General features: G+C 36.7%; 15 protein-coding genes and 1 riboswitch. Of the genes, 1 reads left to right on the forward strand and 14 read right to left on the reverse strand.

Going from position 1 to position 13,259, the window contains the following annotated elements:
* The first annotated feature begins 13 nt into the window (after positions 1 to 13).
* Complete coding sequence (locus D1B32_RS15450; protein WP_095311035.1) at positions 14 to 256, forward strand: hypothetical protein; 243 nt, start codon at positions 14 to 16, stop codon at positions 254 to 256.
* Between the two features lie 126 nt (positions 257 to 382).
* On the opposite strand, the gene D1B32_RS15455 is transcribed toward D1B32_RS15450, so the two are convergent.
* From D1B32_RS15455 to D1B32_RS15520, 14 genes are all read right to left on the reverse strand, one after another.
* Positions 383 to 1,615 (reverse strand): M20 metallopeptidase family protein, encoded by a 1,233-nt coding sequence (locus tag D1B32_RS15455; protein WP_095311037.1) that lies wholly within the window; start codon positions 1,613 to 1,615, stop codon positions 383 to 385.
* Positions 1,616 to 1,635: 20 nt separating this feature from the next.
* Positions 1,636 to 3,231, reverse strand: a complete 1,596-nt coding sequence (locus D1B32_RS15460) for a glutathione ABC transporter substrate-binding protein (protein WP_118889816.1) — start codon at positions 3,229 to 3,231, stop codon at positions 1,636 to 1,638.
* 175 nt (positions 3,232 to 3,406) lie between these two features.
* Entirely contained in the window at positions 3,407 to 4,144 is a 738-nt protein-coding gene (locus tag D1B32_RS15465; protein WP_095311041.1) for an energy-coupling factor transporter transmembrane component T family protein, read from the reverse strand.
* On the reverse strand, positions 4,125 to 5,789 hold the full coding sequence (locus D1B32_RS15470; RefSeq protein WP_118889817.1) for an ABC transporter ATP-binding protein: 1,665 nt from the start codon (positions 5,787 to 5,789) through the stop codon (positions 4,125 to 4,127). Before D1B32_RS15470 ends, D1B32_RS15465 begins: the two co-directional genes overlap by 20 nt.
* Entirely contained in the window at positions 5,786 to 6,364 is a 579-nt protein-coding gene (locus tag D1B32_RS15475) for an ECF transporter S component (RefSeq protein WP_095311044.1), read from the reverse strand. Before D1B32_RS15475 ends, D1B32_RS15470 begins: the two co-directional genes overlap by 4 nt.
* A complete protein-coding gene (locus D1B32_RS15480) occupies positions 6,357 to 6,965 on the reverse strand; it encodes a YkoF family thiamine/hydroxymethylpyrimidine-binding protein (protein ID WP_095311046.1) in 609 nt (202 codons plus the stop codon). Before D1B32_RS15480 ends, D1B32_RS15475 begins: the two co-directional genes overlap by 8 nt.
* Before the next feature lie 96 nt (positions 6,966 to 7,061).
* Positions 7,062 to 7,168, reverse strand: a riboswitch (TPP riboswitch).
* Positions 7,169 to 7,283: 115 nt separating this feature from the next.
* On the reverse strand, positions 7,284 to 7,823 hold the full coding sequence (locus D1B32_RS15485; protein ID WP_095311048.1) for a sigma-70 family RNA polymerase sigma factor: 540 nt from the start codon (positions 7,821 to 7,823) through the stop codon (positions 7,284 to 7,286).
* A 391-nt stretch (positions 7,824 to 8,214) separates the two neighbouring features.
* Positions 8,215 to 8,883, reverse strand: coding sequence for a DNA alkylation repair protein (locus tag D1B32_RS15490; protein WP_095311050.1), 669 nt, complete (start codon positions 8,881 to 8,883; stop codon positions 8,215 to 8,217).
* 497 nt (positions 8,884 to 9,380) lie between these two features.
* Positions 9,381 to 10,013 carry a CatA-like O-acetyltransferase gene (locus tag D1B32_RS15495; protein WP_118889818.1) on the reverse strand — a complete coding sequence of 211 codons (633 nt, stop codon included), beginning with the start codon at positions 10,011 to 10,013 and terminating at the stop codon, positions 9,381 to 9,383.
* Between the two features lie 199 nt (positions 10,014 to 10,212).
* Entirely contained in the window at positions 10,213 to 10,851 is a 639-nt protein-coding gene (locus D1B32_RS15500) for a pentapeptide repeat-containing protein (RefSeq protein WP_095311055.1), read from the reverse strand.
* A gap of 619 nt (positions 10,852 to 11,470) precedes the next feature.
* Positions 11,471 to 12,178 carry a Crp/Fnr family transcriptional regulator gene (locus D1B32_RS15505; RefSeq protein WP_066189347.1) on the reverse strand — a complete coding sequence of 236 codons (708 nt, stop codon included), beginning with the start codon at positions 12,176 to 12,178 and terminating at the stop codon, positions 11,471 to 11,473.
* Between the two features lie 64 nt (positions 12,179 to 12,242).
* Positions 12,243 to 12,476, reverse strand: a complete 234-nt coding sequence (locus tag D1B32_RS15510) for a heavy-metal-associated domain-containing protein (protein ID WP_066189344.1) — start codon at positions 12,474 to 12,476, stop codon at positions 12,243 to 12,245.
* A 66-nt stretch (positions 12,477 to 12,542) separates the two neighbouring features.
* Positions 12,543 to 12,842 (reverse strand): iron-sulfur cluster repair di-iron protein, ric, encoded by a 300-nt coding sequence (locus tag D1B32_RS15515; protein ID WP_066189342.1) that lies wholly within the window; start codon positions 12,840 to 12,842, stop codon positions 12,543 to 12,545.
* 47 nt (positions 12,843 to 12,889) lie between these two features.
* A complete protein-coding gene (locus D1B32_RS15520; RefSeq protein ID WP_066189340.1) occupies positions 12,890 to 13,123 on the reverse strand; it encodes a heavy-metal-associated domain-containing protein in 234 nt (77 codons plus the stop codon).
* Positions 13,124 to 13,259 lie beyond the last annotated feature (136 nt).

Below are 13,259 nucleotides of genomic sequence, written 5' to 3' on the forward strand. Positions count from 1 at the left end.
CCGTGGAAAATCATTGGATAAAAAGTTTGAACCGAAATACGGAAAAGATGCAGTTGCTCGAGCCATGCTCTATTTTCCACTAAAATATACGGATGAAATTGAAGCTTCGCATAAAAAAGAAATAGATGTATCCCTGCTTCTAAAATGGCATGAAAATTTTATTTTCCACCCGACATTTATAAAAGTCATCACAACCTTGCTATCTATGAAATTCAAGGCAGTCGCAATCCATGGATCGATTATCCAGTTAATCTGATGTGTATTTCTCAATAAAATGAAGAAGAGGCTGGGAGAAAAGCGTCTAGAAAAATCCGAACATAATTCAAAAATTTTCCTATTAGATTTTGAATTCGCTCGGATTTTTCTTTTTATACCTTTTTAATCATTCGTCGGTTCGCTCCAAATAATTACTTGCCAATTGAAATAGTGCTGCAATTCCATAAACAAAAGCCTGTTCATCCACATCGAAGCGTGAATTATGATTGGAATATGCTGTTTCAGCATTACCCCCGTTTGTCCCTAAGTTAAAGAAGACAGCTGGAATCTCATGTGAATAATAAGCGAAGTCTTCTCCACCCATGGATGGATTTTTGTATACGATAGCATCGCTTGTAAATAGCTCCGTAATCGTTTCTTCAAATAATCCACGTAAATCCTTATCAATTTTAATCGATGGCGTTACAAAACGGTAATTCACATCACATTCGCCGCCAAGCCCCTCCGTAATAGTCGTTGCAATTGAACGGACTTTTTTAGCAACCGCTTCTCTTGTTACAGGGTTCAATGTCCGGACAGTTCCACTAAGTGTTACTGAATCTGGTATGATGGTTGATTTCGTCCCGCCATGGATTTGGCCAATACTAACAACTACAGAATCAAGTGGATCCGTATTTCGGCTGACGATTTGCTGAAGTGCTGTAATAACTTGCGCCGCAATTGCAACAGGATCGATTGTGCGGTGCGGATGTGCTGCATGTCCGCCATTTCCTTTTATTTCCAGTTCAAATAGATCCATTGCTGCACAGCTGAATTCCGTTTCTGTGATTCCAAATTGTCCTGTTTCTATGGTTGGATGTACATGCAGACCAGCCATCATATCCACTTTTGGATTTTCCAGTACACCATCTGCAATCATTGCAGCTGCACCTTCACCAATTTCCTCAGCTGGTTGAAAAACTAATTTTAACGTCCCTTTTTTCAAGCCTCGTTCCGCAAAAATCTTTGCAACGCCTAATAGAATCGATGTATGAGCATCATGCCCACATGTATGTGCAACATGATCTGTTAAACTTCGGTAATCAGCTGTAATTTCATCCATCATTGGAAGTGCATCCATATCCGCACGGAGTCCCACAACAGGTCCTTCTTTTTCACCTTTAAGGATGCCAACCACACCAGTCTTTCCAACACCTTCCGTTACCTGATAGCCCCAATCACGCAGTTTTGTTGCCACAATCTGAGCTGTACGGGTTTCTTCAAAGGCAAGCTCTGGATGCTTTCGAAAGTCTCTTCTTAATGCAATAACTTCTTTTATAATAGAATTAATCTGATTATATAAATCTGGATAAGACGTTTTTAAATTTTCAAAGGATGACAATGCTTCATATGTTTCCATGCTGAATGCTCCCTCCTAACTTATTCTTCAATATAAACATCTTTGAGCAGCAAGGTTTTACCTGGTGTCATCGATAAACCTTTAACTTCTTTACGTACACCTAATAAATATTCTGGGTGCACTAAGTAAACCATTGGTGTCTTTTCAGTTAAAAACTCCTGTGCTTCTGTATACAGAGAAAGGCGCTCTTCTTCTACTACCGTTTGTCTTGCTTTTTCTAGAGTTTCGTCCAATTCATCATATCGAGTAAACATCTTGTTTCCACCTGTACCCGCATTACTGGAATGAAATAATGGGAATAGACCATTATCCGCATCTGCTGTTCCGTTATTCCATGACATCACATACATTTCATGCCCGCCATCGCTTGTTTCAGCTAAATAAGCACCCCATTCAAATACCTCTATTTCCAAATCAACTCCAATTTCAGCGAGCTGTGATTGAATGTTGGTTACAATATCAATGCGTTCACGGCTATCATTTGTCCAAACTGTGGCTGATAAACCATCTTCGAATCCGGCATCTGCCAACAATTCTTTGGCACCTTCAGGATCGTAATCAGTCGTTGAAATGGAATCATCATAGCCAAACACATTTGGTGATAACGGACTTTTTGCCGGCGTCCCAATATTGTCATAAATTCCTTCTAAGATTTGTTCCTTATCAATCCCCATTGCAATCGCACGTCGAACACGTTCATCATCGAACGGCGCTTTCTCAACATTGAATCCGAGAAACTCAATTCCTAAGCTGTCCTGCCGTACGACAGTTAATTCTTCATTCCCCTCTACCTGGGCAATATCAGAAGGACTCAACGGATTTGTAACATGCGAATCCCCTGTCTCTAACTCTGCAAGTCTCGTTAAATCTTCAGGCACAACTTTAAATGTGACGGAATCAAGTTTAGCCGCTTCCTCTCCCCAATAATCTTCATTATTAACAAGGACAACATGCTGACCTGGTGCCCATTCATCAAATTTAAAATAACCTGTTCCAATTGGATGCTGATTCACAACACTTCCTGGATCTTCTCCTGCTTCCATTGCTTCGTAGTCTTCTTTAATTTGCTCTAACGAAACGATTCCAGCACTGCCATGAGCTAAATTCGATGGCAATGGTGAGAACGGATACTCCGTTATAATTCGTACAGTGTAATCATCGACCACCTCTACTTCGGATATCATTTCAAATCTACTATAGGAAGATGAACCAACTTCCGGATCTTGCAAACGATCAATATTTGCTTTTACCACTTCTGCATTAAAAGCTGAACCATCATGGAATGTTACATTTTCACGTAATTGAAACTCCCATGTTGTCTCATCAATCGCTTCCCAGCTGACTGCAAGCCCTGGCTCCAATTCCATTTGTTCATTCTGATTAATCAGTCGCTCAAAGATATTAAATTGTATATCACGTGATGGAACATCATTCGAACCTGCTGGATCCAGTGTCACTGCATCAGATATAGTGGCAATAACAAAATCTCCTCCAGCACCTTCCTGCTCATCTCCTGATGTTCCATTTGCGTCACCTGGTTCATCCGCACAAGCAACTAGCACGCCCATCATACAAATTACGATGAAAAGTAAAAATCCTTTTTTATAATTTCTCATTTCTAACTCCCCCCCAGTTACATGTCGACAATTTTTACACTATTTCAAAGAAATGCTAATTTAAAATATAACTGATTTCCATTTCAATCACAAGTATTTTGGTTGGAATTATATAATTAATCTCATGAATTTTAAAAAGAACCCGTAATCAATTAGACTGATTACGGGTTAAAGTTTATAAAAACCAAGCTCCCCAAAATCCGAAGAGTAGAATTCCAGGAAGAATAAGATCACGCTTTGTTACAAAAAACTGACGGTAAAAGGTTCGATTTCGATCACCTGTAAATCCTTTTGATTCCATGGCAACAGCTGTTCTTTCCGCTTTTCGAATCGCACTCGCCAGCAACGGAATTGCAAAGCGTTTATATTTTGAAAATTTATCTTTTAATGATTTGCCTTGGCTAACACCACGGACTTGATGGGCAGCATGGATTATTTTAATTTCATCCTTCATCATTGGTAAAAATCGATATCCCGCTAAAACTCCATAAGCAATTTTAGGTGGAAGTTTTAACTGCTGGATCAAGCTTAAAATAAAATCAACCATATTGGTTGTAAAAATAAACATTAAGGATAGTGCCGCAACATTTAATATTCGCAGCGAAAGAGCCAAAGCAACGAGAAATGAATCAAGTGGCAACGTTAGTCCGAGCATGTTGATAACCTTATTTGTATGCTCCGAAGTATCTGCAAACGCAATTGTTGTCCAGAGCATTCCGATTGCAAAAATAAAAAAGGGAAGAAAATAGAGAACATATTTTTTCCAATTTACCTTACCGAAAATAAAGGTTGCCGCAATTGTCCAAATCAAAAATAAAAACACGGTCATCGGCTCAAATACAAATGCCAAATGTACAACTAATATACAAACTGTTAGTGCTTTTATGCTTGGATTAAGATGATTGAGCAGCATAATCACCTTCCTTTTTTAAGCAGTTCTGAATCTGAACTTGAATTGGTAATGCAAGCTGCCAATCATGCAATTTTTCTATTGGCTGCGCCCATAGTTCCGCTGGTGCGAGATCTGCAACAAGTCTGCCTTTGTGGAGAACTAGAACCCTCGTTGCATAATCATGAATCAATTCCATATCATGTGTAACCATCGCAATTGTTGCTCCCGATTTATATCTTCCTTGTAATAGTCCCATCAACTGAGCATTGGAAGATGCATCTTGTCCGAAAGTTGGTTCATCCAGCAATAGAAATGGCTGATCATCAACAATCATTGTTGCTACACTCAAACGTCTCTTTTGTCCTTGGCTCAATGTATAGGGATGCTCATGTTGTAAGTGCAATAATCCACATGTTTCTAATACTGCCTGTACTTTCTCTTTGACTGTTGCTTCCGTTTCCATTTTTAAGCGAAGACTAAATGCAATTTCTTCATAAACCGTGTTTGCAATAAATTGATGCTCAGGATTCTGGAAAACATAGCCGATTTCTTCCCGTAACTGTGACTCCTTCCAACTTCCAATCTTTCTATCTTTTATAGAAACGCTTCCTTTTGTAGGCCGCTGAATACCTGCTAGAATTCTAGAAAAAGAAGTTTTCCCACTGCCATTTGCCCCAACAATTGCAATAAATTCACCATGGTAAAGCGTTAGCGATATATCGTGAATAATTGGTTGCTGTTCTACCTTCCATGATATATGAGAAGCTTTTACATAGGGCAAACCTGCTTCAGAGGGAATACTTGCTGTATTCACGCTTTTACTCTCGAATAATGAAAAAGGGTTTATCTCTCCTACGGTAAGTGGTAATTCCCGCTCTGTTTGCGGTCTGTTTTTCAAGAAATATTGCGTTACTTTCGGTAGCCAAATACCTTGTTCTTCCAACTCTTCTAGCCTGCACGCAATGGCATTTCTTAAATCACCATCATAAAATATCTCACCGTTCCGATTCAATAAAAGACAGCGATTTGTTAGCTCTGTCCAGCCATCCAGCTGGTGTTCAATAATAATAAGAGAGCAATTTGTTTTTTCTTGTATCGATTGGATGGTCTGAATCACATCCTTTGTTGCAATCGGGTCTAGATTAGCTGTTGGTTCATCTAAAATTAATAAAGAAGGCTCTAATGCAAGAATACATGCAAGTGCTAATCTTTGCTTCTGCCCTCCTGAAAGTGAGCTTATTGCAGACTTTTTAAACGCAAGCAACTGTACTAATTCTAGAACATGGTTAATTTTTTCTTCCATATATTCATGCGGAATGCCGATATTCTCTAATCCAAAGGCAACTTCATCTTCAACAGTCAGCATACAAAATTGTGTCTCTGGATCCTGAAAAACAACTCCGACTTGCTGACTAATTTCGCCCGGACGATATGCTGTCGCTGTTTTTCCATTAATGACAATTTCTCCATGTACTTCTCCATCTAATTCGCGAGGATATAGTCCGTTCAGACAATACGTTAATGTGCTTTTTCCGCAGCCACTAGGACCTAATAGCAATAAGCTTTCACCATGATTTAGACGAAAATTCAAATTGGACAGGGTGTCCCCCTTTGGATTCGATTCAAATTTTAAAGTGAATTGCTTTACTTCTACCATTAAACTCATGCCGCATTTTTCCTCCGATATTCTTTTCCTAAAGCAAAGCTTGATAACACACCTGTTTTAGCTAGTCCATCACTCAATGCCTTTCCTAATAATCCAGCAATCAATGCTCCGCTAATTAGTCGAATAATGAACATTGCTAGAACATAGCCTGTAGCTAAAGCAGCATAGCCACTCATGAAATAACCATAAATAAAACTGGTGATAGCTGATCCCATTCCCGCTGCCATTAATACCCAAGTCGAATAATTCTTCCATTTAGTTGCTGCAAATACAGCTTCCGCACCGATACCTTGAATCATTCCAGTAACAATGAGCATTGGTCCAACAGCATTTCCGATTAACACTTCGACCATAGCTGCTATCGTTTCAGATAAAAATGCGGCCCCAGGCTTCCGTATAATGTAGGCTGCAATAATCGAAACAATAAACCAAATACCAAAAATAAAGTCATAGCCAATTGGTCCAAAGAAACCAACTAAGACTGCTCCAACTGGCAAAAAAGCTAAATAGACGACTGCGAACACAACGGACAAGGCTGCTAATACAACAATTTCTTTAAAGCGCCAATTATTCATTTTGATTCGTTCCTCTATGGGATGGACTGTTCGCTGACATCGAAACGGTCATTACCGTATGACTTGAGCCGCCTTCAACGGTTGCTTTAAACACTTTTTCCAATCCATCAAATATTGCAATCGCTTCACCATCTAATCGTGTAGCATAATGGGCGTGACTAACATCTACGTATTGCTTCATTGCCTCAATTTGACTGTAAATTACATCCATATAATTACCGCCGCCCAATGGATACAAGGAAAATTTTGCTGCAACCCGCTGCTTTATATGTTTAACATGCTCTGCATTCAGAGGAATCTCATCTTCTGCCAAATAAGCCTCCCCCTTTGAATCCCCAGGACATCCTAATGAATACGTAGCTTCAAATGCAACATGTTTCCCACTTTTTGCTGCATGAGCAAATATCGCCTTTGTCACATCAAAAACATGTGTCAGCTTGCCCCTTACAGTTGTTGTTACATCGTCTGTATCCATATGAACTTTCGATGTATCTGCCTCCTCTAAAGCACCTTTAATAATCTCGATAAACTGGTCACTCATCGGATGAATTGAAAAACTAGCTCCTGCAATATCACTTTCCGTACAAGTTTGATGTACCATTGTAAATTCCTCCTTGTTATATATATTTCCAAACAAAAAAACTACATCCCTGGGGAATGCAGTCTACATGTATATATCGATATCAATAGAAAGATATACAGATCGACTACACTTCCCCACGCTAGTATTATCTAGTTCGGGTGCAAAGGGTCAGAACAATCCAGTTCTTCTCAGCCGCTTTCACAGCTCCCCTAGCGTAAAAATAATGATGAAGTTTTCTGTCTTCAAGATACCACAGGCTTGATTTATTGTAAAGCACTTATTATTTTTAAAATTTAGTAATTCAATACGTTACCCACTAGACTATATATCCTTTTACTAACATCTAGCGACTCCACATTTTAACTTCCTCCTAGCCTCTTTTCCCCAGCTTTTTACAGCCTCAATCGAAACACCTTCTTGTTCAGCAATTTCTTTAACAGACATGTTCTCGATAATAAAATAATTTACCCATTTCCATTGATTTCCGGTAAGTTGTTTTTTCACATGTCCCCAAAAAATCTCATCAGTTATCGGCTTTTCAGCTATCATCATTGGATAGGAAATAACATGACTACGATAACAATTTCCATTATGGAGAAGTCTTTTCTGTTCAATATTCAAAAGTATCTGCTTTTCCTTCTCTCTATTTGTCTTACGTATTAAATCTATCAAACGGTTGCGAATTATATAGTTGAAGTATGTTGCGAATGGGCCTTTATCTGGTTGATGCTTCTCGTATGCATTCCACATCGCCACTAAACCCTCTTGAAAAAACTCCTGTTCGGTGTCTCTAATATTTAATCGATGGATATGATAGTGAATTCTTCGCTCATTTTGTTCAACAATCTCTTCAAATGTTACGTTGTTATTGGTCATTCAATCCCTCCTCGTCTAAAATACACATTGGCTTTTAGACTTTTTCGTTCGATTTACAACCCTGTTCACTTTGATGGTACAAAGATAAAACGATTAACGAATGCTAGTCCGTTATTTCTTCTTTTTCTAATCACCTTCATTATAGAACAAATGTTCCTATTAATAAAGTGTTTTCCTTTAAGTAATTAATAGAAATGTGGGAGAGTTATTATTGAAAAAGTGCGATAGAACGCACAATTCTCACTGGAGCGCTCACTGACTGCGTGTCAATAGTATTGCAATTTAGTAACTTATAGAGAATACAATAGACAAAAATAAGGACCTCTATTGAGATCCTGGCTTTGAATTCCTTTATTTTTTTATTAAACCCTAATAAATTTTTCAGAGGTAACTAATTATTATGTCGTTTGTTAACTTCAATCGTAATGAACTCCGGCAAATAGCTGGGAGTACATCCTTTTGCTACTATTTCATCTTTGTAAAGACCCGTTTTCTCACCTAGTTTAATACAACGTGCACGATTCTTTTCATCATAAACACCTATCCAGCCTGCGGTGAAATTCATAGCCCATTGAACTTCCGGTTCTTCCTGCGCAATATTAGCTTCTAATGCAGATAGCAAGTCTGCGGTGTTATCAGGTGGTGTTTGTCCAGTCCATCTCAATCGCCCTTGATAATACCAGAAAGCTCGCCTTTGAAGAGCAGAGGGGCTATTTTCCCATGACTCCATCAATGCAATTTTCTTCTTGTCTTTGGTGAGCTGATTAGCCATTAACCAATCCATTAAGTTATTTCGCTCATCAAAAGTGTGAGTCTGCATATCCTTATCAAGCTTATTTAGCACATCTTGTGAAAGAAGTTTTTTGTCCATAATTAAGATTGCTAATAGTCTGGGCAAAAACGCTTCGGTTGACCAAAGTTCCATAGCTAGTTCGTGATCTTTTTTAATATCCTTCGCGATTTTCCGTAAGTCGCCTAGCTTCGTTTTACTATTAATCTGAGCTAGAATATTTTCTGCCTTTGAAGAGCGTTTTATTTCTGTATCTTTTGTTTCATCCATTGTATACAACTCCTTTATTAAAGCACTGTTTCATAATATGTCCTTGACGGGATATATCAAGAACCTAACTTCGTTATAAGTCTTATTGCAGTGGTGTGTCTCCAAAGTTTACCTTTTTTAATATTGTAGCATATATCGTATTAAAGCTTTCTACACCTATTATAGAAGAGCAACCATCTTTAATATAATAATATCCTTTACTTCCTTTTAATTGGATACGAAAAGAGCATTCCATTTAAAGAAGCACACCAGATAGTTTAAGTTAAAAAAATTCACAGTATTTCAACCTTATAAAATCTAATCCCTTTATGTGTAGCCCATATCAAAAAGACGCCTTCTTATTCAAGAAAAGCGCCTTTTAGTTGAATAGTTATGGCTTGAAAATTAAATGCTTTTTAATATTTCTGCTAAAAGCGTTCAAAGAATTAAATTTTCAAAACGATTCAAGCGATAGCACACTCTCGTTGCTTGCCTTACAACCCTATTTCTCCTAAAAGTTAACGGTTCATTTCAAGTTGCAGTATTTCAAAAAATATCGTCACATGATAGCCATCTACTGTTGCATGATGAACCTTAATATTCACTGGCATTAGCAACTGTGAACCAACTTTTTCGTACTTCCCAATGGTAATCATTGGTGTTAAATTATTTTTGATAGCTCCTGGATGAGATGAAAAATGTTCAAAATGCATCCAAGGAATTGATGAAATATTCACCACATTTTGCGGAACATTTCCCATTGGTGCGATATCTGTTGTGTTTGCATAGTCTTTTATAAGCTTTTTGTAATCACGGTCAACTGATTTATAATCTGTTAATCCTTCCAGCCATAAACTATAAAATAACTCTGTTTCTTGATTAAAGTTCGTAAACGTTGGCGCTAATTCTTGCCATTCTACTAATTGCTTATCTATGTGGGCATATCTCATATTCGGAATCTTGTTAACCGATTTAGTCAAATTAAAAATGGAGTAAGCATAAAAACTTATAGATTCGTCTTTGCATTTTTTAACTGCTCGCGTAACATCAATTTTTACTGTCATTTCAAACGTTGTGTCTATCCCCATAAAATACTCATAATAGTTTCTTCTTGGAAAACTTTCTAAATCAATGACTTGATAATTCGTCATCTATTTCAACCTCTCATTTAATATATTCAATTATTATAGTATCAATACATTGTTAGTAAGACAGCATGTATATAACTTTCCATAATTACATCAAAATTTAATTTTGCCTTTTATGATAAACAAAGCCTTTATAAGGCATTTTAAGATACTTAAAATCAAAGTACGAAGTTAAAGTTTAAAGTGAATTAAACAATATCAATCAATACTGTCGGATTTTTAGACCTAATAACAAAGCAAATTGTATCGCTTGAGACGTTGATACTATACATCCTTTTAAGTTCTCTATTGAAACAGTTAAAGAATCAAAATCGGATGAGCTTATATCGATTCCTTTTAATGGTGTCTCTTCAAAGCTCGCGCCATTAAGATTGCATGAAAGAAATTCTACTTTCTTAAGCTTACAGTCAAAAAGGTCAGCGCTTTCTAACGCAGCATCATCAAAAATCACCTTTTCAAGTTTTGAGTTACCGAACGTAACCATATTAAGAATTGATTCCCTAAATCTTGTATTACCGATATAAGACTCTGTTAGGTTGCTGCCTAGCAACTTACAATTAAGAAACTCAACTCGATTCATGGATGCATTACCCAAATCAGCATTGGATAAATCACAATTCTTAAAAACCACATCGGTAAGATCAATTCGGTTAAAATCCGTATTTGTGAAATTACAATTCCTAATCACTGTTTTATATAGTCGCACTCGATCAAGTGCTTCGTTGGCAAATTCTGAATCGGTAACCATACACATTTCAAATTCAGGATCTTCTTCGTAAAAAATATCTGTAAATCTTCTCTCCGTTAGATCTTCAGGGATCTTGGGTGTGTCAATCTTCATTGTATACCTACCTACTTTCAAACGAATTTAATTCATTTATAAGCTCTATAGATACAAATATAAAGGAACGCACGTTCCTTTACAAGGCTTGACTTCTATGCATTTTCTGATACATGGGATTCATCAAGAAGCATATCTTAACTGAAATTGTTTTGAGTTCTAAGAAATCCCCTTATTAAGTTAAATGGTCCGATTGATGAACAAAAATCAATCGGGAATCTTTCACTAAACTGCGCCTTTAGTACAATAACTTCTATGTAAAATAGCGTTAATCCTTCTTGAATTAATGCACCATTTACTTTAAGTACACTAATTCACAATCCAAATTATAATTTTAACATAAATTTCCAATTCCTTAGCTATTTATCAGAGGAATTCGCTAAGTTATTAGGGAGTTGTTCTGCTAAATAATGAAGTTGACACAAAATTATGTCATCTTGGTAAAATAAGTGCCAAATAAGGAGCCATTTTTCTTTCTTTTTTGTAGATAGACATTGTTAAACCAACAAAAATTAGCAATCCATTTTATATGCTAATTGGATTGCTAAAAGGTTTGTTATTTTATGTTTTGTACTATTAAACTTAACCCGTTAGATGATGGCACGCTACTCTCTTATATTTATTCAGTATGAAGTAACAATTGATCTAAATCCATTATTTTAATTTTCTTTTTCGGTAACTGTTTAATCAATCCAAGTTCTTCTAGAGTAGTAAATTTACGGCTGATTGTTTCTGGTGTGGTACCAAGATACGAGGCTAAATCCTTTTTGGACATTGGTAAGATAATCGTTGGACTATTGCCACTTCCCTTTTCAACATTCTCAGCTAAAAAGGATATAATGCGGGTTTCTACATTTTCAATCGCTACTTGTGTGGTTTGTTTTTCAGAATCCTTCAAACGCATCGTTACTTCTGACAGTATTTTTAATGAGATCTGCGGATATTCCACCAAATACTCTTGTAAATCCTCTCGTTTAATTAAACAAATGGATGTATTTTGTAGTGCTTCCGCATAGTTCTCATGAATACTTCCAGGTTGGAAAATGGCGACTTCACCTGTAAAATCACCGGGATTTAAAATGCGAACAAGTTGTTCTTTTCCAGAATCCGATAAGCGGTAAATCCGAGCCTTACCTGAATTGATAATATATAAGGTATCATCTTTCTCACCTGCACGGAATAACATTTCCCCTTTTTGTAGATGAAGTGTCTTGGCAGATTCCGCAATCAAATCCATTTGTGAGTCTTCCAGATGGTTGAAAATGGGAACAATACGAATACATTCTGCATGTCCATGTTGGTGATGACAACATTGGTTTTGTTCCAAAATAACCTCTCCTTTTTATAAAAAGCCTAAGAGGGCATCTTAGGCTTCCTTTCTATTCACTCGATTAAGCAGGTTTTACCTTTGATTTGACAACAGGATATCCTAAGTCTTCAATTGCCTCTTCGATATCGTTAATAACGACTGCTTCTGAATCAAAATCTACTTTTACTTTACTAGCATTGAACATTACCTTCAAGCTATCTTGATTCACACCGTTTATTCCTTTCACCGCATTTTCAATCTTTTGGAGACAAGATGGGCAAGATAAGGTTTCTAATTGAATCGTTGCTTTTTGCATAAATCATTTCTCCCTTCATTTTTTAACGACCGTAAACCAATTTATTCTTTTGTTTTTGGGTTACTTTTAAGCCTGATATGCTTTGTCTACTTCTGATAACATTTCGTAGGTGCCTGCATATGTTTCACATACATCTCCAGGAATGGCGTAGTTGTCTGTGATTTTTCGTAACTGAGCAAATTCAACATCCAAGTCTGGTTTGTTTGCACCAGCATCTTTTACCTTTTTACTGAGTTTTTCAAATAGTTCACGTACTTCAAAGGCTTCTGGATGGTTCTTACCATGGGCCCGTGTAATCGCAGTAGTGTATAAATCCAGTTTTTCAAAATGGTTTGTTATTACTTCGTTAAATGTTTGTTCAGACATTATTATTTCCCTCTTTCTATATATAATTTTTGTTATGTGTGTTTGTCTTAGGCAGATTTTACTTTTGATTTAACAACGGGATATCCTAAGTCTTCAATTGCCTTTTTGATATCGTTAACGGTGATCGTTTCTGAATCAAAATCTACTTTTACTTTACTGGCATTGAATAATACTTTTAAGCTATCTTGATTAACCCCATTTAATCCTTTCACCGCATTTTCAATCTTTTGCATACAAGATGGACAAGATAATGTTTCTAATTGAATAACTGCTTTTTGCATGAATTATTTCTCCTTTCATCTTATCTTTGACTTTTTTGTTTTCCCTCTTCTTCTTTACAATTTAAGTATAGCTGCGGTTCAACGAAATGAAATTGACGCAAATCAAGTTTTAAGAAAAAAGTAGGGGAGTATTTTG

The organism is Oceanobacillus profundus (assembly GCF_003515705.1).
Lineage (GTDB): Bacteria > Bacillota > Bacilli > Bacillales > Amphibacillaceae > Oceanobacillus > Oceanobacillus profundus.